Consider the following 22,950-nt stretch of genomic DNA (forward strand, 5'->3'; position numbering starts at 1 on the left):
CTCGATGCGTAAGACTGGAAATCTGGTTCCGGAAGCGGTGCGTCCTTGCACGACCGCTTCGTACTTTCGCTGCGCTGCATCCGGAATCAAGGGTTATTCACAGGCTTCTTGCCGATTCAGCTCACAATCTGTCGAGCGGGCTTTCGGTCCCTGCGTAGTGACGCCCTAGCACGTGGGTGTAGATCTGCGTCGTGCTCACATCGTTATGCCCGAGCAATTCTTGAACGGTGCGGATATCCGTACCGCTGGAGAGCAATTGGGTGGCGAATGAATGGCGGAAGGTGTGGCAGTTGATACGTTTGAAACTCATTTTGGCGGCGGCGACTGCCCGGTGCAGCGCTTTACGAATCGCTGAAGGGTGCAGATGGTGGCGGCACATAACACCCGTTAACGGGTGCGCGCACCAGCCGGTCGCGGGGAAGATAAACGCCCACCCCGGCGAGCGATGCGCGTTGGGATACTTGCGGCCTAACGCCGCGGGTAGCGAGCAACCGACCCCTTGGAGGTTGTCATTGCGCTGAAGCTCAATCGCCTGTGCAATACGTCCGCGCAAGGAAGCCTCCAATCGTCGGCTCAGCAAAACCCGCCGGTCTTTCCGGCCCTTACCGTCATGGATGTTAAGGGCGAAGTGCTCCAGATCCACATCCTGTACCCGCAAGCGCAGACATTCCGATACCCGTAGTCCGCTACCGTAAAGGAGCTCAACCACCAGGCGTGGCGTGCCCCGCATATGATTCAAAATACGTTGTACTTCGCCGGGGTTGAGCACTGTGGGGAGGTACCGTTGCCGGGTGGCGAGCGTAAAGCCGAGTTCACCCAACTCCCGTTTCAACACCTTGTGATAGAGAAATACCAGTGCATTGAGTGCCGACTTCTGAGTATTTACAGCGACCTGTTTCTCAACCGCCAGCCAAGTCAAAAAGGCTTTCACCTCCCCGGCACCTACGGACTCGGGATGACGTTTGTCAATAAAGTAGATGAAGCGACGAGTCCAGCCGAGATAGGCTTTCTCAGTCGCCATGCTATACCCGCGCAGTCGAATTTCAGCGCGTACGGATTCAAGAAATGGGCTCGGCATGTTCAGTCCTTTGAACGTGTGAATATGCTGTATATAAATACAGTATATCAGCGCATTGTCAAGAATCGGGCTCGTTTTACCCGAAGGGAAGGCGCGTTTTCGGGTAGCGGCGACCAAACATTTGGTGCAATATCAACCGACTACAGAAATCCTCACAGGGCATATGAGGGGTCCCAGTATTTAAATATGGGGACCAGCGCGCTTACACGAGGAAGGGAATCCACTAATCCAAGAAAATCCCTTCATAAACAATTCAATGTAGATGGTCACGGAAAACTCGTAATCGGGATACTCGGACCAACTCGATATACAAATGTTATGCATAAAAAATGAAAACATCAATTAAATACATTGCATATATTATCGGCGGTCTTTCAACCGCATATTTATTATTTATGTATGTTATATCTTCATATATCGGTAGCTCCTCAATAGAGACGTGGGATGCAATGCAAAAACAAGCATTTAATTGCCCTGAAGGAACTGAAGTAACATATCGAGGCTGGAGTGAGAATGGGCGAATGCGTTATTGTGAACCCTCTAAAAATGGAGCATGGGAAGCATGGATGTCTGGTTATAAATGGGTGCAAGGCACTTACATAAACGGAAAAGAACATGGTGAATGGTTATGGTTCAACAAAGACGGTTCAGTAAGTAAACGCATTATTTATGTATATGGTGTAGAACAAAAGGTCGGTGAGATATAATGCATAACAAGGCGTTTAAATCGCTACGCTCGGACGCGCTAAAAGCGGCGCGCCGTTTAACTGGTCGTTATGCTGTCAATAACCACTCGTAACCCGTAACGTAATAGGTTACACTTCTTGAATGATAAGGAACTTCAAGCACAAGGGCCTGGAGAAATTCTTCCTGAAAGGAACCAAATCGGGAATTCAGGCCAAGCATGCCACCCGATTAAGACTGATTCTGGGCCGGCTGAATGCTGCTACGAACCCACATGACATGGACCTTCCTGGACTCAAATTACATGAGCTAAGTGGTGGTCGGAAAGGAGACTGGTCGGTTTGGGTTAGTGGTAACTGGCGTGTGACATTTCGTTTTGAAGGAATGGATGCGGAAGCGATCGATTATGAAGATTACCATTGAGGTGTAATGATGAAGATGCACAATCCACCCCATCCCGGTGAAATACTCAGGGAACTCTGCATCGAGCCAATGGGGTTAAGCATTACTGAGGCTGCCGAAGCGCTTGGCGTTAGCAGAAAGACTTTGTCAGCTATTTTAAATGGCCATGCAGGCATTAGCCCTGAAATGGCGGTTCGTCTTTCTTTAGCATTCGGAACGTCTTCCGAGAGCTGGCTGAATCAGCAATCGCAGTATGATTTATGGGAAGCCGAAAAAAAGCGCAAATCCTTAAAAGTGAGGAAGCTATCAGCAGCATAACAAACAATTCAACTACCGAGGCAAACGAAAGGTGGACGGGCAATGGAAGCTGATGATGATGTTGCATAATATGTTGAAAATTCATCGCTATGGATGGGAATGGGGATAGAAAACGCGAGTGAGAGTTGCTTGAATCCGGTTAAACCAAAGAGAACCGTATAATCGGCAAGGGACAATGAACGAACCCGAATTATATTTGTCGCGCTGGAAGTTTGTTGGTCTCAGCACGGTTTTTCGACAGGCTCGTTATGTGGCCAGTATTCAGATGTTCCAGAACTTTAAGCTAGTACACAGCAGACGCCCTAATTAGCAGTCTCAGTTTCTTAGATTGATCCAAAGCAGTTGCTTAGGGCTAAGGTGATTTTCGTTTATGCGACAATTTATTATCTCTATTCATCAAGCACGCGTCGCCGTTCCTCAAATTCTTCCTTGTCGATCTCGCCTCGCGCGAAACGTTCCTTGAGGATATCGAGAGGGGTCCTACCAGGTGTGGTCGGTGGCGCTGCACCACGTCCTCCCCCGAGCCAGCGGAATATGAGAACAACCGCAGCCACAATGGCCACGATGAAAACGATCATCATTAGCGGACCCAAAAACATCCACCCTCCGCCACTCCACATGTGTGGCCCATGGTACGGCCAGTCCTGCTGCTGCGCCCAAGCAGTCGATGATACCGTAAACGTATTGATCGGGATTGCCACCCAAGCGAGCAAGGTCTTCATGTTTCACTCCCTTCACTGAATCTGCTGCATCAGCATTCTGGATAACTAGAACCTATCTCAGAATCCTCCGCGAGCTGTGCCGGTCGCTCGTGGTTCGAGCGCTAGGCGTGGCGAGCGTGGTTGGGTCATTCCCAATGAGCGAGCCGCAACACCGCGCTGGAGCCACGAGCGGCCGGCCCTTCGGGTTGGCCCCAGAGGTGCGCTGGCGGTGTTCTCGACTTGCCAATAGCGTTGCTATTGGCTGCGCCTTCGGACCTACCCAGCGCACCTCTGGGGCTCTACACAGCACGCGGAGGATTCTGAGATAGGTTCTACAATTTAGCCTGATAGAAGGTTCTCTGCCATTAATAACCCAAACTGAATTTAGGTCAGCAGATACTATCACAGACTCAACCTTGTCTTTTTTCATTGCACTACAATCTGGGGGGTCTGCTTCGTGCCGCAGGTCGCCGCTCAAGCGAATTTATTGAGGGTCTGCTTTTACCGACTAGCGGTTATACCCAAACAATGCTCACTAGCCACATTACAAGCAAATGCAGTAGAGCGCGGCTAAAGCCGCGCCACTGATTTGAGCGTTGTGCCGCAATGGAAGAAAGTTAGAAACTTCATGCGTTTTTTGCCTATCGCTCTTATTGTCTTCCTGCCCGCTTGCGGGCAACCATCGACCGATTACACCGCGTCCACGGAGCAGTCCAGCGACGCCGGTTTGTCCTTCAAGTACCAGTGTGAAAGCGGAAAATCAATTATCGTTTTTTATCCCACAGACAGTACAGCCGTCGTGGAATACGACGACCGCCAATTCAAAATGGAAATTGCAGTCTCGGGGAGCGGGGCACGCTATGTGGGTGCGCGCCTGGAATGGTGGATAAAAGGTAGTGGAAAAGGCGCGGCAGGTACGCTGTTTCGTCACCTGGAAGATGGCACCTCGGGCGAAGCAATCGAACAATGTGTGCAGGTCGCAGATGCAGCATGACAAGTGCAGGCGTGCCGACGCCCTTTACATTGCGCCTTTGGCCCCATTCCAAGAGCGCGCATGCTGCAAGCATTCTATAGAAAATGGGGAAAGAATCCGAGTAACGCCACGCTTGGCAACGATGCTCAACACTGATTGTTGTCGTCTTTTCAAGTGCTCCGCCGCACTGCTGCTCCGCACGGGTTGGAATGGCTCCCCGCAACCATAAGTGGTCGTTTGACAGAATGGACCGGTACGATCGGATGAATACGGAATAGCAGCATGTTTGACGTCGGTGCCATCGCGGTGATTGCAGGAACGTTCCTGATTGCCGGTGCTGTCAAGGGCGTTATTGGTCTCGGCCTTCCAACGGTCAGTCTCGCGTTGCTAACAGTCGCTTTCGATCTCACGAGTGCGATGGCGCTACTGGTAGTACCGTCGTTCGTCACCAATCTCTGGCAGGCGAGTCGCGGGGGCAACGGGCATGCCATTGTACGACGGCTCTGGCCGTTCTTTTTGCCGGCAACAGTTACCGTTTCGTTGGGAGCCGTTGCGCTGATCCGCATTGATCTGTCATTACTCTCTGCACTTCTGGGTGTGCTTCTCGTAACTTACGCCAGCGTGAGTCTGAGGGGCTATCGGTTATCCATCCCGCTACAGCGCGAGCGCTGGCTTGGTCCGTTGATCGGCGCTGTCAATGGAATCCTGACCGGTATGACCGGGTCTTTCGTGGTGCCGGGGGTGATGTTCCTACAGGCGATCGGCCTGCCGCGTGATGTTCTGATACAGGCCATGGGGATGCTTTTTACCGTATCGACACTGGCTCTCGCGTTGGCGCTGCAGGCGAACGACTTGCTCACGCTTGAGAAGGGTGCGTTCTCATTGGCAGCGCTTCTTCCCGCCGTCATTGGAATGATGGTTGGGCAGCAGATTCGGAAACGGTTGGCCGAGGAACTGTTTCGCAAGGTGTTCTTTGTTGCGCTGCTCTTGCTGGGTGCCTATATTGTCGTGTCGGCGGTCGGCACCAGTTTTTAAGGAAGTAACGGGGTCAGGTCTTGCATGGCCACACGGCTAGTCTAAGCTGACGAATATGGCAGGACCGTTGAGTGAACAATGGGGTCAGACGCGACAGATAATTGGTCCCGACGGGCACAACATCGAAACCGTTTGTCATCGTGCGGAAGCGTAATGCCGCGCTGTCACATCGACCATATCGTGGTTACGTCTCCCTCTCTCGAACGGGGGGCGGACTATCTGTACCAAACACTGGGCGTAATGCCGCAGCCCGGCGGTGAACACCCACGCATGGGAACGCACAATCTGCTCTTGCGTTTGGGGGATGCGCTTTATCTCGAGGTGATCGCGACCAATCCTCGGGCGCCTGCTCCCGGCCGGTCGCGCTGGTTCGGTCTCGACTCAATGAAAGCGGTTTCACAGCCTGCGCTTTCCACATGGGTGGCACGGAGTGAAGATATTCGCGCCTCGACAGCCGGGTGTCCCGAACCGCTGGGGGAGGTCGAGGCGATGAGTCGCGGCCCGTACGAATGGCTGATTACAGTTCCCGCTGACGGGCGTGTACCGCTTGATGGTGTCGCGCCCGCATTGATCGAGTGGCGTAGCGCGGTTCATCCCGCGTCGCAGCTCGACGAGTGTGGATGCTCGCTGGTTGAGTTGACGGTGCGCCATCCCGATCCGGTTCGCGTCGCGCGTCTGCTGAATACCCTGGGGCTGAGTGGAGTCGCGGTTGAACCGCTGCCTGTGGGCTGCACCACTCCTCATCTGGTCGCCGTGATCGATACCCCACAAGGACGAAAGATACTATCGCCCGTTGGCCCGCCGGTACGCTAGTTCGCATAGCGACCGCTTCCCTTCGCGACAACAACGACCAAATCCCTACAGCTTTCGGCGTATCTCATTCTTGGCGGTATCGGCGTTTTGGCGGCGGTGGCGGATGTGGGGTGCGGCCCCGGACGGTTGTTCAAATTCCAAACCCTATCAACCACAAAGTACACGAAGTACACAAAGTTTTAACGTCTGTAAGAGCAGTCACTCCGGCGGGATCCGGAGTCCAGCCAGTCATCGTTTCCCCGGTTACCTATTCAAGGCTGGTATGTCGGCAGTGCTGGATGCAGGCGCGTTGGCCATTGAGTTTCGGCTGGGACAGAGCAAAGCCGATTTTGGGTTTTTACTTCGTGTACTTTGAGTACTTTGTGGTCAGGACTTTCATTTTTATCAGAATCCAAAACCCTATTAACCACAAAGTACACAAAGTTTTAGCATATGAAAAGGCCGTCACCCCGACGAAATCCGGAGTCCGGCCAGTCATCGTTTCCCTGGTTACCTAATTTAGGCGGGTATGTCGGCAGTGCTGGATGCGGGCGTGTTGGCCACCGAGTTGCGGCTGGGACAGAGCAAAGCCGATTTTGGGTTTTACTTCGTGTACTTTGAGTACTTTGTGGTCAGGACTTTCATTTTTATCAGAATCCAAAACCCTATTAACCACAAAGTACACAAAGTTTTAGCATATGAAAGGGCCGTCACCCCGACGAAATCCGGAGTCCGGCCAGTCATCGTTTCCCTGGTTACCTAATTTAGGCGGGTATGTCGGCAGTGCTGGATGCGGGCGTGTTGGCCACCGAGTTGCGGCTGGGACAGAGCAAAGCCGATTTTGGGTTTTACTTCGTGTACTTTGAGTACTTTGTGGTCAGGACTTTCATTTTTATCAGAATCCAAAACCCTATTAACCACAAAGTACACAAAGTTTTAGCATATGAAAGGGCCGTCACCCCGACGAAATCCGGAGTCCGGCCAGTCATCGTTTCCCTGGTTACCTAATTTAGGCGGGTATGTCGGCAGTGCTGGATGCGGGCGTGTTGGCCACCGAGTTGCGGCTGGGACAGAGCAAAGCCGATTTTGGGTTTTACTTCGTGTACTTTGAGTACTTTGTGGTCAGGACTTTCATTTTTATCAGAATCCAAAACCCTATTAACCACAAAGTACACGAAGTGCACAAAGTTTTAACATCTGAAAGAGCGGTCACTCCGGCGGGATCCGGAGTCCAGCCAGTCATCGTTTCCCCGGTTACCTATTCAAGGCTGGTATGTCGGTAGTGCTGGATGCGGGTGTGTTGGCCACCGAGTTTCGGCTGGGACAGAGCAAAGCTGACCTTGGGTTTTTACTTCGTGTACTTTGAGTACTTTGTGGTCAAAGATTTTCGTTCTTATCCAAATCCAATTAACCACAAAGTACACGAAGTACACAAAGTTTTAACATCTGAAAGAGCCGTCGGTCCGACGAGATCCGGGGTCTACAGAAGGATCGTGTTTCTGGATTCCGGATCAAATCCGGTACGATGAATATCTATCTCAGCCCCAGCGTTTGCCAGATCGCCGTGGTCGGTCCGGACTGATTCATGGTGTAAAAATGCAGGCCGGGCGCGCCTCCAGCCAATAGCCTGGTGCATAGTTCTGTAACGACTTCCAACCCGAAGGTACGAATCGAATCCCGGTCGTCACCGAATCCTTCCAGCCGCTTGCGTACCCAGCGCGGAATTTCCGCGCCGCAGGCTTCAGAAAAACGGATCAGTTGCGATGAGTTGGTGATGGGCATGATGCCGGGAACGATGGGGATGTCGATTTGCAGGCGCCGGCAATCATCGATGAAGCGGAAATAGGCGTCGGCATTGAAGAAGTACTGAGTGATGGCGCCGTTGGCGCCGGCCGCGACCTTGCGTGCGAAGTTGGCCAGATCCTTTTCCGCTCCGTGCGCTTCGGGGTGAAACTCAGGATAGGCGGCCACTTCGATGAAGAAGCGCGCGCCGGTTTCGCTGCGAATGAACTCGACCAACTCGTTGGCGTAGCGGAACTCCCCGGGTGTGGCCATTCCCGAGGGCATGTCGCCGCGCAGCGCTACCAAACGCTTGATGCCGCGCTCGCTATAAAGATCCAGCAGCTCACGAATGGTGTCGCGTGTCGCACCGATGCAGGAGATATGCGGGGCGGCCTCCAGTCCCGCTTGCTGGATCTCGAAGACTGTTCCCAGGGTGCGTTCGCGCGTGGAACCACCGGCGCCGTAGGTGACCGAAAAGAACTCGGGATCGAGACGCGCAAGCTCGTCACGCGCACGGCGCAATTTCTCCACGCCCGCGTCGGTTTTGGGCGGAAAAAATTCGCAGCTGAATACTGGTTCGCCTGCAGTGTGGTTTGTGCTCATGATTGAATTCTTTCAACGCAAAGAAACAGGTTAACGCAAAGAAAATCCAGATGTTTGTAGGGCGGAGCCGGCAATCTTACCGCTCCCCGTCACTGCTATATCTTTGCGCCCTTGGCGTCCTCGCGTCTTTGCGTTGAAGGCGTTTAAAACCATCAATAACGGTAACGCTCGGGTTTGTAAGGTCCCTCGACGGGCACGTCGATGTACTTTGCCTGTTCGGGTGTCAGTTGAGTGAGCTGCACCCCGATCTTGGCCAGGTGCAGGCGCGCCACCTCTTCATCCAGATGCTTGGGCAGCACGTAGACCTGCTTCGCGTAGTTTTCCGGATGCTGCCACAGCTCCATCTGCGCCAGCACCTGATTGGTGAAAGAGTTGGACATGACAAAGCTGGGGTGCCCCGTGGCGCAGCCCAGATTCACCAGACGCCCCTCGGCCAGCAGGATGATGCGCTTGCCGTCGGGGAAGATGATGTGATCGACCTGCGGTTTGATGTTCTCCCACTGGTACTTGCGCACGCTCGCAACGTCGATCTCGGAATCGAAGTGGCCGATGTTGCAGACGATGGCCTGGTTTTTCATCGCCGCCATGTGATCGTGGTTGATGACATTGATGTTGCCGGTGGTGGTGACGAAGATATCGGCCTTGCTGCAGGCATCGTCCATGGTGACCACGCGATAGCCCTCCATCGCCGCTTGCAGAGCGCAGATGGGATCGATCTCGGTGACCCACACGGTGGCGCCAAAACCACGAAAGGCCTGGGCGCAGCCCTTGCCGACATCGCCATAGCCCAGCACCACGGCGATCTTGCCGGCGATCATGACATCGGTGGCGCGCTTGATGCCGTCCAGCAGCGATTCGCGGCAGCCGTAGAGGTTGTCGAACTTGGATTTGGTCACCGAGTCGTTGACGTTGATGGCGGGGAAGGGGAGCGAACCCTCCTTCTCGAAGTGGTAGAGACGGTGCACGCCGGTGGTGGTCTCTTCGGTGACGCCGCGGATGCCGGCGAGCACTTTGGAGTACCAGCCGGGCTGTTCGGCGAGGCGTTTCCGGATCGCGGCGAACAGCACCGTCTCTTCTTCGTTGGTGGGGTTGGCGATCAGCGAGGGATCGTTTTCGGCGCGAGCCCCCAAGTGGATCAGCAGAGTGGCGTCGCCACCGTCGTCGAGAATCAGATTGGCGCTGCCGCCGTCCGACCACTCGAAGATGCGGTGGGTAAACTGCCAGTACTCCTCCAGACTCTCGCCCTTGTAGGCGAAGACCGGCGTGCCGCCCGTGGCGATGGCGGCGGCGGCATGGTCCTGGGTGGAGAAGATGTTGCACGACGCCCAGCGCACATCGGCGCCCAGGTCCTTCAGCGACTCGATGAGCACCGCGGTCTGGATGGTCATGTGCAGGGAACCGGCGATGCGCGCGCCTTTGAGCGGCTGTTCGGCGCGGTACTTGTCGCGCACCGCCATCAGGCCGGGCATCTCGGTTTCGGCGATGGCGATCTCCTTGCGACCCCAGTCGGCAAGCGAGATATCGGCTACGTGGTAATCGGAGGCAAGCTTCTTGGCTGCATCGTTCATCACAAAGACTCCATGATTGAACGAGCGCCGTTACTACCTGGAACCGGCTTGTCGAGCCTGGCGGATGATCCCGTCGCAACGCTCCTCGACCTGCCGAGCCGCCCTGGGCGGCGTGGGGCGCATAGTTTTACACAAAAGCGGGGAGGGGTGGAACCCCAACGCCACCCTCACCCCAACCCCTCTCCCTGAGAGCGAAGCAAGGATGCGTTGCCTCGCCGGCCAACACCTCCGCCGTTCGCATCCGGGAAGACACTATCGCCCCTCTCCCCGTGGGAGAGGGGTTGGGGTGAGGGTGAGGGGTTGGTGTTACAGCCCCGCGGCGTCGCGCAGCATCTCCGCCCGGTCGGTTTTCTCCCAGGGGAAGGCGGTGAAGGTTTCATCTTTTTTCACTACTGCGCCGTTCTCGCGATCCTCCCAGTGATAGGTCATCTCAACCGGTTCGCGGCCGAAGTGACCATAGGCAGCGGTGGCCTGGTACATGGGATGGATGAGATCGAGCATCTGAATGATCCCGTAGGGGCGCAGGTCGAAGTGTTCGCGTACCAGGCGTTCGATTTTATCGTCGGCGATCTTGCCGGTACCGAAGGTCTCCAGTGAGATGGAGGTGGGTTCGGCCACGCCGATGGCATAGGAGGTCTGGATCTCGCAGCGATCGGCGAGTCCCGCCGCGACGATATTCTTCGCCACATAACGCGCCGCGTAGGCCGCCGAGCGATCCACCTTGGAGGGATCCTTGCCGGAGAAGGCGCCACCGCCGTGGTGGGCGGAGCCGCCGTAGGTGTCCACGATGATCTTGCGCCCGGTGAGGCCGCAATCGCCCACCGGCCCGCCGATGACGAAGCTGCCGGTCGGGTTGATGTGGAATTTGGTGTGCTTGCTCAGCCACTTGGCGGGCAGCGTGTGCTTGATGATCAGCTCCATCACCGCTTCGTGAAGATCCTGGGTCTTGACGCCCGGATTGTGCTGCGTGGAGAGCACCACGGCGTCCACTCCGGCGATCTGGCCGTCTTCGTAGCGGAAGGTGACCTGGCTCTTGGCGTCGGGGCGGAGCCACGGCAGCAGGCCGTTCTTGCGCACCTCGGCCTGGCGCCGCACCAGCCGCTGGGCGTAGGTGACGGGCGCGGGCATCAGCACATCGGTCTCTTTGGTGGCGTAGCCAAACATCAGCCCCTGGTCGCCGGCGCCTTGCTCTTCGGGATTGGAACGATCAACACCCTGGGCGATGTCCGAGGACTGTTTGCCAATGATGTTCAGAACGCCGCAGGTGCCGCCGTCGTAGCCCACCTCGGAGCTGGTGTAGCCGATCTCGCAGATCACCCGGCGCACCAGATCCTCGAGATCCACCCAGGCGTGAGTGGAGACCTCACCCGCCACGATGGCGACGCCGGTCTTGACCATGGTTTCGCAGGCGACGCGCGAACGTTTGTCGCGGGCGATCAAGGCATCCAATACGGCGTCCGAAATCTGGTCGGCGACCTTGTCGGGATGTCCTTCCGAGACCGACTCGGAGGTGAACAGGAAACTTTTGCTCATCGTGTGTCTAGGGCTCCGTGGCAGAGGCGCAGACCGCTGCGCCGCACAAATGAAGGCGGAAATGATACTAGAACCCATCCCAAAATCCCATGCGAGCTGTGCCGGCCGCCCGCGGCTCCAGCGCGGTGTTACGCTCACTCATTGGGAATGACCCAACTGCGCTCGTCACGCCCGGCCCTGCCGGTTGGCTCCAGAGGTGCGCTGGCGGTGTTCTCGGCTTGCCGATGGCGTTGCTAGTGGCCGCATTATCGGACCTGCCCGGCGCGGTTCAGAACCAGCGCCACCATTTGAAGAGTACCAACTGCAGTCCCACCAGTACCGCCATCGCCGCGGTGACGATGAAAAACGCATCACCGGCATCGGCGCCCGGTATGCCGCCGACATTGATGCCCAGCAGACCGGTGAGAAAACCCAGCGGCAAAAAGAGCGCGGCAACGATGGAGATGACGTACATGCGCCGGTCCATCTGCTCGGAAAGACGGCTGTTGAGCTCCTCCTGGGTGACGGCGGCCCGTTCGCGCGCCGAGTCCAGGTCTTCGACATAACGCGTGGTGCGGTCGGCGATTTCGCGCAGCTGCAGCTGCTCGCGCTCACCCAGCCAGTTGAGCTTTTCACCGTGGATACGCGCCAGGGCTTCGCGCTGCGGGGCGAGATAGCGGCGCAGCATGATCGCCTGGCGACGAATCTGGGCGAGTTTCGGTCGCAGCTGGTGGCTCTGTTCGGTGAGCACCGCCTCCTCCAGATCGTCGACCTGCTCGTCCAACGATTGGATGACATCGGCCATACGATCCACCAGACGTTCGCTGATTTCAACAAGAAATTCAGCGCTGGAACGCGGGCCCCGCCCCGCCCTGATCTCTCCGCCGATCTCCTGCACGGCTATCAGCCGCCGGTGGCGCAAACTGATGATGCGCCGGCTGTCGGCCCAGAGGCGGATGGAGACCATATCTTCCGGGTCGGAGCCTGGATTGAGGTTGACCCCACGCAGGGTGATGATGAGGCCCTCGCCCAGATGCACGCAGCGCGGCCGGGTCTCGGTGGCCAGCAGCGCCTCCTGGATGATCTCATCGAGTCCGCTCTGCTCTTTGATCCATTGCTGTGAGCGCGGCGCCGAATAATCCATGTGCACCCACAGCACCCCCTGATCGGGCTGCCAGGCGGAGGCCTGTTCCCAGTCCAGCGGCGTCCCGCCGCCTTGTTGGTCGAGCAGGAAGGCGCAAATCAGGCCGTCGCCGCTGTTTGTCGTCATCAGAACCAGCCTCGGTGCTTGAAGGCGATCAGCATCGCTACGGCGACAACGATCATTACACCCCATACGCCCGGATAGCCCCAGGCCCAACTCAGTTCGGGCATTGCCCAGGGCCCGGCCTGGCGGTCGAAGTTCATGCCATAGACACCGACAATGAAGGTGAGGGGGATGAAGATGGTGGCGATGACGGTCAGCACCCGCATGGTCTGGTTGACTCGGTTGCTGACATTGGAGAGGTAGATGTCGAGCATGCCGGTAACCATCTCACGATAGCTTTCCACCAGTTCGAGTACCTGTATGCTGTGATCGTAGCAATCACGCAGGTAGATGAGCGTGTGCTCCTTCATGTGCTGGTCTTCATTGCGCAGCAAACCATTCATCACCTCGCGCTGCGGCCACAGCGTTCGCCGCAGCAGCAGCAGCTCGCGACGCAGCCAATGGATACGCGCCAGGGTATCGCGCTGCGGGTTTTCGATGAGGTCGATCTCGATCTCTTCGACCTCATCGCCGAGGGACTCCAGCACCGGAAAGGCCTGGTCGACCACCGTATCGACCAGGGCATAGGCCAAATAGTCGGGACCGCGATTGCGGATCGTGCTGCCGAGTTTGCGCAGCCGGTCGTAGACGGGCTGGAAGGGATGCGTGGTTCCCGAGCAGATGCTGATGACGAAATCCGCGCCCAGAAAGAGACTGAGCTGATCGTTGAACAGGGTTTTCTCTTTAAGTCGCGGGTAGCGCAGGATGGCGAAGAGCTGGGCGTCGTAGGTTTCGAGCTTGGGGCGCTGGCCGATATTGAGCACGTCTTCGAGTGCCAGATTGTGCAGCCCGTAGGCTTCACCGATTTCGCGCAGCAGTGCGATATCGGGTGTGCCGGTGATGTTGAGCCAGGTGATGGTGTGCGGGCCGCGCTGCTTGAGGCAATCCTGGACGCTGACATGATCGCGCAGCAGCACCGATTCGGGCGTGTAGTGGGCCAGACGCAGGCGCACTTCGCCGTTCGGCTCATGCCCCGAGGTGCGCAGCGTGCCCGGTGATGTACCGGGTGGATGGTAGCTTTTGTCGAACAGTCCCATTACGCCCTCCTTCCTTTGGTTAGCCCGGCACTATCATCTTGAAAGAGTACTAGATGCTAGCATGCTGATATTTCAGCTTCCCGCAAGCGCCCCAGCGGGGGATGAACTGCTACGCTAAGCACTGAGTGAGGAGGATGCGATTATGATTCTGCTGGAAACCCCGGTCTGTGAGTTCGGCACGCCCGCCATTGATTTTTCCCTGCCTGGTGTCGATGGCAAGGTCTGGAGCCTCGAGGAGTGCCGCGGGGAAAAGGGAACGCTGGTGATGTTCATCTGCAACCACTGTCCCTACGTCAAAGCGATCAGCGACCGGCTGGTGCGCGATACGCGCGAGCTGCTCGATTACGGCATTCGCAGTGTGGCGATCATGGCCAACGACCCCACCGATTACCCGGAGGATTCGTTCGAGAACATGCAGCAGCTTGCCGCCCAGCTGGATTTCCCGTTTCCCTATCTCCTCGACGAGTCCCAGGCGGTGGCCAAGGCCTACGGTGCCGTGTGCACCCCGGATTTCTTCGGCTATAACGCGGACCTCCAGTTGCAGTACCGGGGGCGTCTGGATGCCAGCAGGAAAGAGGCGGCGGCGCCGGGAGCAAGGCGCGATCTGTTCGAGGCGATGAAGCAGGTCGCCGCAACCGGCAAGGGGCCGCGCGAGCAGATTCCGAGCATGGGATGTTCGATCAAATGGCGCGGCGAGTGAGAGAGCCGACTGCCCGTAGATCAGGGACTGCCTGGCCCGCCACCCCTCTCTTTTGGGGGAGTGATAAACCAGACAGACAGTTATGATAAAAAAGTTTTAGATAAGATACCCCTTATCTAATATTGCCCACCCATAATAATTCAGGGACAATGGCTCCCCCTTAGCACGGGGCGGGGGTTTGCCGTGTTTGTGGCTCTATCGATCACCTTCCGAATCCGCCCTTTAGTGTCAACCACTTAGAGAATTTTAGGAGAGACGCCATGCCCTCCCGCCGTGAACTTGCCAACGCCATTCGCGCCCTCAGCATGGATGCCGTCCAGAAGGCCAAATCGGGCCATCCGGGCGCCCCCATGGGCATGGCCGATATCGCCGAAGTGCTGTGGAACGACTTCCTCAAGCACAATCCGGTCAACCCCGAATGGGCCGATCGCGACCGTTTCGTGCTCTCCAACGGCCACGGCTCGATGCTGATCTACTCGTTGTTGCACCTGAGCGGCTACGACTTGAGCATCGAGGACCTGAAAAACTTCCGTCAGCTGCACTCCAAGACGCCGGGTCACCCGGAGTACGGCTATACGCCGGGTGTGGAGACCACGACCGGCCCCCTCGGGCAGGGCCTCACCAACGCAGTTGGCATGGCGATCGCTGAAAAGGTGTTGGCGGGCACGTTCAACCGTGATGGACACTCTATCGTCGATCACTACACCTATACCTTTGTCGGCGACGGCTGCCTGATGGAGGGTATTTCGCACGAGGCCTGCTCACTCGCGGGCACGCTGGGTCTCGGCAAGCTGATCGCGTTCTACGACGACAACGGGATCTCGATCGACGGTCATGTCGAGGGTTGGTTCACCGACGACACGGCGAAGCGCTTCGAGGCCTACGGCTGGCATGTGGTGCGCGACGTCGACGGGCATGACTCCGAGGCAATCGCCAAGGCGATCCGCGAGGCCCGTTCGGTCAACGACAAACCCACACTGATCTGCTGCAAGACTGTGATCGGCTACGGTGCGCCCAATCTGTGCGGCAGCCATGACTGTCACGGCGCGCCGCTGGGCGATGACGAAATCAAGGCCACACGCGAGAACCTGGGCTGGAATCACGAACCGTTTGTCATCCCGCAGGAGATCCAGGCCGCCTGGAGCAAGCGCGCCAAGGGCGCCGAGTTGGAAGCGGCGTGGTCCGGGAAATTCGCCGCCTACCGCAAGGCCCATCCGGAGCTGGCCGCCGAGTTCGAGCGTCGTGTGATCAAAGGCGAGCTGCCCAAGGATTTCGCCACCCAGGCGGCCGCGTACGTCGCGGCCTGTGCCGAGAAGGGCGAGACGGTCGCTTCGCGCAAGGCGAGCCAGAATGCTATCAATGCCTACGGGCCGCTGCTTCCCGAGCTGCTCGGCGGCTCGGCCGATCTGGCGGGCTCGAACCTGACTTTGTGGAAGGGCTCGAAAGCGCTCTCCAGTACCGTATCGGACGGCAACTACATCAACTACGGCGTGCGCGAGTTCGGCATGTCGGCGATCATGAACGGCATCGCGCTGCACGGCGGTTTCGTGCCTTACGGCGGCACGTTTCTGATGTTCATGGAGTATGCGCGCAACGCCGTGCGCATGGCCGCCCTGATGAAGATCCAGTCGATCTTTGTCTACACCCACGACTCCATCGGGCTCGGCGAGGATGGCCCTACGCATCAACCGGTCGAGCAGATCGCCTCGCTGCGTCTGATTCCCAACATGTCGGTGTGGCGACCCTGCGATACCGTCGAGTCCGCGGTCGCCTGGCAGTGCGCGGTCGAGCGCCGTGACGGGCCGACCAGCCTGATCTTCTCGCGCCAGAATCTGCCGCATCAGCCGCGCAGCGCGGCGCAGATCGATGCCATCAAGCGCGGTGGTTACGTGCTGGCGGAGGCTGATGGGGGTAAACCTGACGCCGTGATTATCGCCACCGGCTCCGAGGTCGGTCTCGCCATGGAGGTGCGCCAGCTGCTGGCCGCCAAGGGTAAGCGGGTGCGCGTGGTGTCGATGCCCTCCACCGATGCCTTCGACGCCCAGGACGCTGCCTACCGCGATTCGGTGCTGCCCAAGGGCATCCGGTGTGTCGCGATTGAGGCGGGTGTCACCGCGGGATGGTACAAGTACGTGGGGGGCGACGGTCGGGTGATTGGCGTCGATCGCTTCGGTGAATCGGCGCCCGCGGGTCAGCTTTTCGACTATTTCGGCTTCACGCCGGTAAAGGTTGCCGAGATTGTGCAAGAAATTCTGTAAAATCACGGCCCCAGTGGCGCGAACTCGGCGGTTTTCGACATGAGTGCCGCTACATCCACGCGCCTCAAGCGGTGACGGTTCATAAAAACTCGTTCAGGAGACAACCTAATGGCAATCAAAGTTGGTATCAATGGATTCGGTCGTATCGGCCGCATGGTATTTCGCGCGGTCGCAAAGGAGTTCCCGGATGTCGAGATCGTCGGCATCAACGATCTCCTTGAGCCCAGCTACCTCGCCTACATGCTGCAGTACGACTCGGTGCACGGCCGCTTCCCCGGGGAAATCCAGGTCGATGGCAATAATCTGGTCGTCAACGGAAAAAAGATTCGGCTCACCGCTGAGAGGGACCCGGCCGCGCTGAAGTGGGGCGAAGTCGGCGCCGACATCGTGATCGAATCCACCGGCCTCTTCCTGACCAAGGAAAGCTGCGAGAAACACCTTGCCGCCGGTGCCAAGAAAGTTGTGCAGTCGGCCCCTTCCAAGGATGACACCCCGATGTTCGTCTACGGCGTCAACCACACCAAGTACGCGGGCGAAGCGATCGTGTCCGCCGCCTCCTGCACCACCAACTGCCTGGCCCCGGTTGCCAAGGTGTTGCACGCCAACTTCGGCATCAAGCGCGGCCTGATGACCACCGTGCACGCCGCCACTGCGACGCAGAAGACCGTGGACGGCCCGTCCAGCAAGGACTGGCGCGGCGGCCGCGGCATCCTGGAGAACATCATCCCGTCATCGACCGGCGCCGCCAAGGCAGTCGGCAAGGTGTTGCCGGAGCTCGACAAGAAGCTCACCGGTATGGCCTTCCGTGTGCCGACTTCCAATGTGTCGGTCGTGGACCTGACCGTGGAACTCAACAAGGAGGCCTCCTACGAGCAGATCTGCGCGGTCATGAAAAAGGCCTCGGAGGGTGAGCTCAAGGGCGTGCTCGGGTACACCGAGGACAAGGTTGTGGCCACCGATTTCCGTGGCTGCAACCTGCCGTCGGTCTTTGATGCCGGGGCCGGCATCGCACTGGACTCCACCTTCGTCAAGGTCGTCATCTGGTACGACAACGAATACGGTTACTCCTGCAATATGCTGCGCTTCCTGCAGCACGTCGCGAAGTAGCTGATCCGCAGCGCTTTCCTGCATCCCCACTGCGTGCGCAGTGGGGATGCAGCCCTTGGTGCGGCAGACCGCTGATGATCCTGAACAGCATTCATTGAAGAGAAATACCGACATGTCCGTTATCCAGCTGACCGATCTCGATCTCAAGGGCAAGCGCGTTCTGATCCGCGCCGATCTCAATGTTCCCGTCAAGGACGGAAAGGTCACCTCCGATGCACGCATCAAGGCCTCGGTGCCCACTATCGAGCACTGTGTGAAGGCAGGGGCCCGCTGCGTGATGGTGATGTCGCACCTCGGCCGCCCGGAAGAGGGCGTGTACGACGAGGAGGCTTCGCTGCAGCCGGTCGCAAAACATCTGTCCGCGCTTATTGGACAACCGGTGACCCTGGTAAAGGACTATCTTGATCAGCAGCCGACGTTGGCGGATGGCCAGGTGGCCGTGCTTGAGAATGTGCGTTTCAACACCGGCGAAAAGAAGAATCTCGACGACACCGCGCGCAGGTATGCACAACTGTGCGACGTGTTCGTCATGGATGCCTTCGGCACCGCCCACCGTGCCCAGGCTTCGACCCACGGGGTGGCGAAGTTCGCGCCGGTCGCCTGCGCCGGATTGCTGTTGAGCGCTGAACTGGTTGCACTCGACAAGGCGTTGGCCAATCCCAGGCGCCCCATGGTGGCGATCGTCGGCGGTTCCAAGGTGTCGACCAAGCTCACCGTGCTGGAATCGCTCGCCGAAAAGGTCGACCAGCTGGTGGTCGGCGGCGGCATCGCCAATACCTTTCTGGCGGCGGACGGCAAGCAGATCGGCAAGTCGCTGGCCGAGCTGGATCTCATCCCGACCGCAAAGAGTCTGATGGCCAAGATGCAGCAGCGCGGCGCGACCATACCCATTGCCGTCGATGTCGTGGTCGGCAAGAAATTCGACGCCGACGAGCCGGCCGTCGTCAAAGATGCCGCGCAGGTGGCGGAGGATGACATGATTTTTGATATTGGCCCGCAGAGCGCACAGCAGCTGGCGGACATCATCTTGCAAGCAGGCACCGTGGTGTGGAACGGTCCGGTTGGTGTGTTCGAGTTCGATCAGTTCGGCACCGGTACCGAAACCATCGCCAGGGCCATCGCCGCAAGCAACGCCTTCTCGATCGCCGGGGGCGGCGATACTCTGGCGGCGGTCGACAAGTACGGTATCGCCGACCAGATCTCCTACATCTCGACGGGCGGCGGCGCCTTCCTTGAGTTCCTGGAAGGCAAAAAGCTGCCGGCGGTCGCCATCCTCGAGGAGCGGGCACAATAAGCGCCAACTCCAACACGACTAGGGATTCCAGCAGAATGCTCCGACGCACCAAGATCGTCGCGACGCTGGGTCCCGCCACCGACGATCCTGCCGTGCTGGATGCGATGATCAAGGCGGGCCTCGATGTTGCGCGCATCAACTTTTCTCACGGGTCGCCGGACGATCACCGGCGTCGTGTCGAGCTGGTGCGTCGACGTGCCGCCGCGGCGGGTCGCGCCATCGGCGTGCTGATGGATCTGCAGGGCCCGAAGATTCGCATCGAACGGTTTGCCGATGGGGCGATAGAGCTGGTGGACGGTGCGCTGTTCGCACTCGATACCACATTGGCCGCGGATGCCGGAGACACGGCGCAGGTGGGTGTCGCCTACAAGGAACTGCCCGCCGACGTGGTGCCGGGCGATACGCTGCTGCTCGACGACGGCGCCATCATGCTGACGGTGGTCGATGTCACCGCGACGCGTATCAAGACCCGCGTCGCAGTGGGCGGCAAGCTCTCCAACAACAAGGGCATCAATCGTCAGGGCGGCGGATTGTCGGCAGCCGCGCTGACCGACAAGGACCGCGAGGACATTCGCATCGCAGCCGAACTGTCCGCCGATTATCTGGCCCTCTCTTTTCCGCGCGATGCGGCCGATGTGGAAATGGCGCGCGTGTTGATGGAACAGGCGGGCGGCGAATCACGCATTATTGCCAAGATTGAACGCACCGAGGCGGTTCAGGATGCCGAGGCCATTATTGCCGCGGCCGACGCCATCATGGTGGCGCGCGGCGATCTCGGTGTGGAACTGGGAGACGCCGAGGTGCCTGGCGTACAGAAACGCCTGATTCGCATGGCGCGCCAGCGCGATCGCGTGGTGATCACCGCGACACAGATGCTGCAGTCGATGGTCGACAGCCCCATACCCACGCGGGCCGAGGTCTCCGATGTCTCCAATGCGGTGCTGGACGGCACCGATGCCGTGATGCTTTCGGCTGAAACCGCGACCGGCAAATTCCCGGTCAAGGCGATCGCGGCGATGGACCGCGTCTGCCGCAGCGCGGAGCGGCAGCGCGAGGCGATGAGCTCCAATCATCGCATGGATGACTCGTTCCATCGTGTCGATGAGGCCGTGGCCATGGCCGCCATGTACGTCGCCAACCATCTGCCGGTGCGGGCAATCGCCGCGATGACCGAATCGGGCGATACGCCGCTGTGGATGTCGCGCATCAGCTCCGGAATTCCGATCTATGCGATGACACCCCACGAGTCGACGCAGCGCCGGGTCACGCTGTATCGCGGTGTCTATCCCGTCCCCTGCGCCACGCCCGCGGATCATACGACGGCCAATCGTCTCGCCATCGACGAGCTGAAAAAGCGCGGCGCGGTTGAAGACGGTGACATGGTCATCATCACCAAGGGCGATCTGATGGGACTGCATGGCGGCACCAACGCCATCAAGGTCGTGCGTGTCGGCGAATTGGTCCCGATAGAGGATTAGAGAGCGTTCAGATTTTAGAACGGCATTTTTCAATGCCAGCAACTTTTAAGGAGTAAACCCATGGCACTAATCAGCCTGCGACAGATGCTCGATCACGCCGCCGAACATGGCTACGGCGTACCGGCTTTCAATGTGAACAACCTGGAACAGATGCGCGCCATCATGGAGGCGGCCGCCGAGACCGATAGCCCGGTGATCGTGCAGGCCTCGGCCGGCGCCCGCAAGTACGCGGGTGCACCCTTTCTGCGTCATCTCATTCTGGCCGCCATCGAGGAGTGGCCGCACATCCCGGTCTGCATGCATCAGGATCACGGCACCTCGCCAGCCGTCTGCCTGCGTTCGATCCAGCTCGGGTTTTCATCGGTGATGATGGATGGTTCGCTGGGTGAGGACGGCAAGACGCCGACCAGCTACGACTACAACGTCGATGTGACGCGCCGCGTGGTGGAGATGTCGCATGCCGGCGGCGTCTCGGTGGAAGGCGAGTTGGGTTGCCTCGGTTCGCTCGAGACCGGTCAGGCCGGCGAAGAGGACGGTATCGGCGCGGTGGGCACGCTCGATCATTCGCAGTTGCTGACCGACCCCGAAGAGGCAGCCGATTTCGTCAAGAGGACCGGTGTGGATGCACTGGCGATTGCCATCGGCACCAGCCACGGCGCCTACAAGTTCACCCGTCCGCCGACCGGTGACATCCTCGCTATTCAGCGCGTCAAGGAGATCCATGCCCGCATCCCCAACACCCACCTGGTGATGCACGGCTCCTCATCGGTGCCGCAGGACTGGCTGAAGATGATCAACGACTATGGCGGTGACATGGGCCAGACCTATGGCGTGCCGGTCGAGGAGATCGTCGAGGGAATCAAACACGGCGTACGCAAAGTCAATATCGACACCGATCTGCGCATGGCTTCCACCGGTGCGGTGCGCAAATTCCTCGCCGAGCATCGCAAGGAGTTCGATCCGCGCAAATTCCTCGATGCCGCCACCAAGGGCATGAAGGCGGTCTGCAAGGCGCGTTACGAGGCTTTTGGAACCGCCGGCAATGCCTCGAAGATGAGCGCACTGAGTCTCGACCAGATGACCGCGCGTTATCAATCGGGCGAACTCGATCCCAAGGTAACCTGAACAACCTGGCAGGCGTATGAAAGGGGGCGCTCCGTGAGCGCCCCTTTTTTTGTTCGGCTCATCGGGCCGGCGAAGTGGTGGCTTGCTCGGTCTCGGCTACACTCGAGAGGTTGGTTTCAGCGCAACGCATGGGCGTTGCTTCCGCGAGCGCAGAGATTGGGGTTTCAGTTATGGCCGCTTACTATTTGATTGTCGATGTGCGTATCGACGATGCCGATGAGTACAAGAACTACATGCTGGGTGCCAAGCCGATCGCCGAACGCCACGGTGGTGAATATCTGGTGCGGGGAGGTGATTTTCAGGTCATGGAAGGCGACTATTTCCAGCCGCGCCGACTGGTCGTGATCCGCTTTCCCTCCAAGGCGGCATGCGAGTCTTTCTACCACAGCCCGGATTATCAGCAGGTGCGGCAGATTCGGCTGCCGGTAAGCGATATGGTGATGGTGGGTGTTGAGGGGTCCGAATAAACAACGGCGCCGCGCATTGGCGCACGCGGGGCCGGAATTATCGCTTAACGAGCTTGAACACCTTTTCCTGCAATGAGGTGAGGCCGCGTTGAATGAAACGTGGATTCTCGGCGAGCACATCCATCTCGCGCAGCTTCTCGATGTGCATCTCGTCTTCGAACAAGCGGCGTACCTCGCTCTCGGGGACGGAGAATGGCGGTCCTTTTATCTCGTGTTCCGGGTACTCCATGCTGATCAGCAGCATTTGAGTTCCTGTCGTCAGCAGCGCACAGAGGTGCTTCGCGTAGCGCGGGCGCATTTCCGGCGGGAAGGCGATGAGCGACGCGCGGTCGTAGACGGTGACCTTCCCGCCCAGGTCAGCGGTTAGCAGCTCGAAGAAGTCGCCCTGCAACAGCGTTAGGCGGCCGCTCTGGTAACGCTTGAATGTTGATTCCGTTGTGACCGTCGGCGCGAGGTGGTTTTCCTTGAAAAAGTCCTCGACGGCGATTGCGCTGAGTTCGATACCGATGACATCGAATCCCTGTTCGGCCAGCCATAGCATGTCTTTGCTTTTTCCGCACAATGGGACAAAAACAGTCGCAGGCGGTGTCGATGCGAGTGCCGGCCAGACCGACTGCAGGTGCAGGTTGATGCGTTCCTGGTGGAAGGCAATTTCGTTCTTGTACCAGCGGCGATGCCAGAAGTCAGGCTCCATGCGTATCCTCTTCGTCGGTTGGAGGCGCGAGGGAGA

Annotated in this window: 23 protein-coding genes and 1 riboswitch; of the genes, 15 read left to right on the forward strand and 8 right to left on the reverse strand. The window is 58.5% G+C overall.

The genetic code is table 11. From position 1 onward, the window contains the following. Positions 1 to 121: 121 nt before the first annotated feature. Positions 122 to 1,078, reverse strand: a complete 957-nt coding sequence (locus DWQ09_04110; GenBank protein ID KAA3629441.1) for an integron integrase — start codon at positions 1,076 to 1,078, stop codon at positions 122 to 124. Between the two features lie 828 nt (positions 1,079 to 1,906). Here DWQ09_04110 and DWQ09_04115 point away from each other — a divergent pair. After that, positions 1,907 to 2,185, forward strand: coding sequence for a peptidase (locus DWQ09_04115; GenBank protein ID KAA3629442.1), 279 nt, complete (start codon positions 1,907 to 1,909; stop codon positions 2,183 to 2,185). A 9-nt stretch (positions 2,186 to 2,194) separates the two neighbouring features. Continuing rightward, on the forward strand, positions 2,195 to 2,482 hold the full coding sequence (gene higA, locus DWQ09_04120) for an addiction module antidote protein, HigA family (protein KAA3629844.1): 288 nt from the start codon (positions 2,195 to 2,197) through the stop codon (positions 2,480 to 2,482). Positions 2,483 to 2,871: 389 nt separating this feature from the next. Here higA and DWQ09_04125 read toward each other — a convergent pair whose 3' ends face one another. Next, positions 2,872 to 3,102 (reverse strand): SHOCT domain-containing protein, encoded by a 231-nt coding sequence (locus DWQ09_04125; protein ID KAA3629845.1) that lies wholly within the window; start codon positions 3,100 to 3,102, stop codon positions 2,872 to 2,874. 709 nt (positions 3,103 to 3,811) lie between these two features. Here DWQ09_04125 and DWQ09_04130 point away from each other — a divergent pair. The 6 genes from DWQ09_04130 to DWQ09_04155 all read left to right on the forward strand — a co-directional run bounded on the left by DWQ09_04130 (position 3,812) and on the right by DWQ09_04155 (position 6,991). Continuing rightward, positions 3,812 to 4,177: a hypothetical protein gene (locus tag DWQ09_04130; GenBank protein ID KAA3629443.1), complete on the forward strand. Its 366-nt coding sequence runs from the start codon at positions 3,812 to 3,814 to the stop codon at positions 4,175 to 4,177. Between the two features lie 261 nt (positions 4,178 to 4,438). Then, entirely contained in the window at positions 4,439 to 5,191 is a 753-nt protein-coding gene (locus DWQ09_04135; protein ID KAA3629444.1) for a sulfite exporter TauE/SafE family protein, read from the forward strand. Positions 5,192 to 5,344: 153 nt separating this feature from the next. Then, the gene (locus DWQ09_04140) at positions 5,345 to 6,004 is read left to right on the forward strand and encodes a VOC family protein (GenBank protein ID KAA3629445.1); all 660 of its coding nucleotides are present in this window, start codon (positions 5,345 to 5,347) and stop codon (positions 6,002 to 6,004) included. 278 nt (positions 6,005 to 6,282) lie between these two features. After that, positions 6,283 to 6,501: a hypothetical protein gene (locus tag DWQ09_04145; GenBank protein ID KAA3629446.1), complete on the forward strand. Its 219-nt coding sequence runs from the start codon at positions 6,283 to 6,285 to the stop codon at positions 6,499 to 6,501. Between the two features lie 11 nt (positions 6,502 to 6,512). Continuing rightward, positions 6,513 to 6,746, forward strand: coding sequence for a hypothetical protein (locus tag DWQ09_04150; protein ID KAA3629447.1), 234 nt, complete (start codon positions 6,513 to 6,515; stop codon positions 6,744 to 6,746). Positions 6,747 to 6,757: 11 nt separating this feature from the next. Further along, complete coding sequence (locus tag DWQ09_04155; GenBank protein ID KAA3629448.1) at positions 6,758 to 6,991, forward strand: hypothetical protein; 234 nt, start codon at positions 6,758 to 6,760, stop codon at positions 6,989 to 6,991. Positions 6,992 to 7,516: 525 nt separating this feature from the next. Here the strand turns inward: DWQ09_04155 and metF are convergent. The 5 genes from metF to corA form a co-directional block, all read right to left on the reverse strand. Next, positions 7,517 to 8,368 carry a methylenetetrahydrofolate reductase [NAD(P)H] gene (gene metF, locus DWQ09_04160; GenBank protein KAA3629449.1) on the reverse strand — a complete coding sequence of 284 codons (852 nt, stop codon included), beginning with the start codon at positions 8,366 to 8,368 and terminating at the stop codon, positions 7,517 to 7,519. A gap of 152 nt (positions 8,369 to 8,520) precedes the next feature. Further along, positions 8,521 to 9,936 carry an adenosylhomocysteinase gene (locus DWQ09_04165; GenBank protein ID KAA3629450.1) on the reverse strand — a complete coding sequence of 472 codons (1,416 nt, stop codon included), beginning with the start codon at positions 9,934 to 9,936 and terminating at the stop codon, positions 8,521 to 8,523. Positions 9,937 to 9,951: 15 nt separating this feature from the next. After that, a riboswitch (S-adenosyl-L-homocysteine riboswitch) is annotated at positions 9,952 to 10,029 on the reverse strand. Between the two features lie 213 nt (positions 10,030 to 10,242). Beyond that, entirely contained in the window at positions 10,243 to 11,469 is a 1,227-nt protein-coding gene (locus tag DWQ09_04170) for a methionine adenosyltransferase (GenBank protein ID KAA3629451.1), read from the reverse strand. Positions 11,470 to 11,737: 268 nt separating this feature from the next. Next, positions 11,738 to 12,718: a zinc transporter ZntB gene (locus DWQ09_04175; protein ID KAA3629452.1), complete on the reverse strand. Its 981-nt coding sequence runs from the start codon at positions 12,716 to 12,718 to the stop codon at positions 11,738 to 11,740. Continuing rightward, the gene (corA, locus tag DWQ09_04180) at positions 12,718 to 13,791 is read right to left on the reverse strand and encodes a magnesium and cobalt transport protein CorA (GenBank protein KAA3629453.1); all 1,074 of its coding nucleotides are present in this window, start codon (positions 13,789 to 13,791) and stop codon (positions 12,718 to 12,720) included. Before corA ends, DWQ09_04175 begins: the two co-directional genes overlap by 1 nt. A gap of 142 nt (positions 13,792 to 13,933) precedes the next feature. On the opposite strand from corA, the gene DWQ09_04185 reads away from it, so the two are divergent. From DWQ09_04185 to DWQ09_04215, 7 genes are all read left to right on the forward strand, one after another. After that, a complete protein-coding gene (locus DWQ09_04185; protein KAA3629454.1) occupies positions 13,934 to 14,491 on the forward strand; it encodes a thioredoxin family protein in 558 nt (185 codons plus the stop codon). Positions 14,492 to 14,751: 260 nt separating this feature from the next. After that, a complete protein-coding gene (gene tkt / locus DWQ09_04190; protein ID KAA3629455.1) occupies positions 14,752 to 16,749 on the forward strand; it encodes a transketolase in 1,998 nt (665 codons plus the stop codon). Between the two features lie 108 nt (positions 16,750 to 16,857). After that, positions 16,858 to 17,856, forward strand: coding sequence for a type I glyceraldehyde-3-phosphate dehydrogenase (gene gap, locus DWQ09_04195; protein ID KAA3629456.1), 999 nt, complete (start codon positions 16,858 to 16,860; stop codon positions 17,854 to 17,856). Positions 17,857 to 17,968: 112 nt separating this feature from the next. Continuing rightward, positions 17,969 to 19,150 carry a phosphoglycerate kinase gene (locus DWQ09_04200; GenBank protein ID KAA3629846.1) on the forward strand — a complete coding sequence of 394 codons (1,182 nt, stop codon included), beginning with the start codon at positions 17,969 to 17,971 and terminating at the stop codon, positions 19,148 to 19,150. A gap of 35 nt (positions 19,151 to 19,185) precedes the next feature. Beyond that, the gene (gene pyk / locus DWQ09_04205) at positions 19,186 to 20,628 is read left to right on the forward strand and encodes a pyruvate kinase (GenBank protein KAA3629457.1); all 1,443 of its coding nucleotides are present in this window, start codon (positions 19,186 to 19,188) and stop codon (positions 20,626 to 20,628) included. A gap of 60 nt (positions 20,629 to 20,688) precedes the next feature. Beyond that, entirely contained in the window at positions 20,689 to 21,753 is a 1,065-nt protein-coding gene (locus tag DWQ09_04210; GenBank protein ID KAA3629458.1) for a fructose-bisphosphate aldolase class II, read from the forward strand. 170 nt (positions 21,754 to 21,923) lie between these two features. Beyond that, positions 21,924 to 22,220, forward strand: a complete 297-nt coding sequence (locus tag DWQ09_04215; protein KAA3629459.1) for a DUF1330 domain-containing protein — start codon at positions 21,924 to 21,926, stop codon at positions 22,218 to 22,220. 37 nt (positions 22,221 to 22,257) lie between these two features. Here DWQ09_04215 and DWQ09_04220 read toward each other — a convergent pair whose 3' ends face one another. Further along, positions 22,258 to 22,914, reverse strand: coding sequence for a thiopurine S-methyltransferase (locus DWQ09_04220; protein KAA3629460.1), 657 nt, complete (start codon positions 22,912 to 22,914; stop codon positions 22,258 to 22,260). Between the last annotated feature and the right edge of the window lie 36 nt (positions 22,915 to 22,950).

The sequence above is a fragment of the Pseudomonadota bacterium genome (assembly GCA_008501635.1).
Lineage (GTDB): Bacteria > Pseudomonadota > Gammaproteobacteria > QQUJ01 > QQUJ01 > QQUJ01.

Bases quoted from the DNA above. Each gene is read 5' to 3' on its own strand.
- DWQ09_04110 (KAA3629441.1), bottom strand. From the start codon at position 1,078: ATGCCGAGCCCATTTCTTGAATCCGTACGCGCTGAAATTCGACTGCGC.
- DWQ09_04115 (KAA3629442.1), top strand. From the start codon at position 1,907: ATGATAAGGAACTTCAAGCACAAGGGCCTGGAGAAATTCTTCCTGAAA.
- higA (KAA3629844.1), top strand. From the start codon at position 2,195: ATGAAGATGCACAATCCACCCCATCCCGGTGAAATACTCAGGGAACTC.
- DWQ09_04125 (KAA3629845.1), bottom strand. From the start codon at position 3,102: ATGTGGAGTGGCGGAGGGTGGATGTTTTTGGGTCCGCTAATGATGATC.
- DWQ09_04130 (KAA3629443.1), top strand. From the start codon at position 3,812: ATGCGTTTTTTGCCTATCGCTCTTATTGTCTTCCTGCCCGCTTGCGGG.
- DWQ09_04135 (KAA3629444.1), top strand. From the start codon at position 4,439: ATGTTTGACGTCGGTGCCATCGCGGTGATTGCAGGAACGTTCCTGATT.
- DWQ09_04140 (KAA3629445.1), top strand. From the start codon at position 5,345: ATGCCGCGCTGTCACATCGACCATATCGTGGTTACGTCTCCCTCTCTC.
- DWQ09_04145 (KAA3629446.1), top strand. From the start codon at position 6,283: ATGCAGGCGCGTTGGCCATTGAGTTTCGGCTGGGACAGAGCAAAGCCG.
- DWQ09_04150 (KAA3629447.1), top strand. From the start codon at position 6,513: ATGTCGGCAGTGCTGGATGCGGGCGTGTTGGCCACCGAGTTGCGGCTG.
- DWQ09_04155 (KAA3629448.1), top strand. From the start codon at position 6,758: ATGTCGGCAGTGCTGGATGCGGGCGTGTTGGCCACCGAGTTGCGGCTG.
- metF (KAA3629449.1), bottom strand. From the start codon at position 8,368: ATGAGCACAAACCACACTGCAGGCGAACCAGTATTCAGCTGCGAATTT.
- DWQ09_04165 (KAA3629450.1), bottom strand. From the start codon at position 9,936: ATGAACGATGCAGCCAAGAAGCTTGCCTCCGATTACCACGTAGCCGAT.
- DWQ09_04170 (KAA3629451.1), bottom strand. From the start codon at position 11,469: ATGAGCAAAAGTTTCCTGTTCACCTCCGAGTCGGTCTCGGAAGGACAT.
- DWQ09_04175 (KAA3629452.1), bottom strand. From the start codon at position 12,718: ATGACGACAAACAGCGGCGACGGCCTGATTTGCGCCTTCCTGCTCGAC.
- corA (KAA3629453.1), bottom strand. From the start codon at position 13,791: ATGGGACTGTTCGACAAAAGCTACCATCCACCCGGTACATCACCGGGC.
- DWQ09_04185 (KAA3629454.1), top strand. From the start codon at position 13,934: ATGATTCTGCTGGAAACCCCGGTCTGTGAGTTCGGCACGCCCGCCATT.
- tkt (KAA3629455.1), top strand. From the start codon at position 14,752: ATGCCCTCCCGCCGTGAACTTGCCAACGCCATTCGCGCCCTCAGCATG.
- gap (KAA3629456.1), top strand. From the start codon at position 16,858: ATGGCAATCAAAGTTGGTATCAATGGATTCGGTCGTATCGGCCGCATG.
- DWQ09_04200 (KAA3629846.1), top strand. From the start codon at position 17,969: ATGTCCGTTATCCAGCTGACCGATCTCGATCTCAAGGGCAAGCGCGTT.
- pyk (KAA3629457.1), top strand. From the start codon at position 19,186: ATGCTCCGACGCACCAAGATCGTCGCGACGCTGGGTCCCGCCACCGAC.
- DWQ09_04210 (KAA3629458.1), top strand. From the start codon at position 20,689: ATGGCACTAATCAGCCTGCGACAGATGCTCGATCACGCCGCCGAACAT.
- DWQ09_04215 (KAA3629459.1), top strand. From the start codon at position 21,924: ATGGCCGCTTACTATTTGATTGTCGATGTGCGTATCGACGATGCCGAT.
- DWQ09_04220 (KAA3629460.1), bottom strand. From the start codon at position 22,914: ATGGAGCCTGACTTCTGGCATCGCCGCTGGTACAAGAACGAAATTGCC.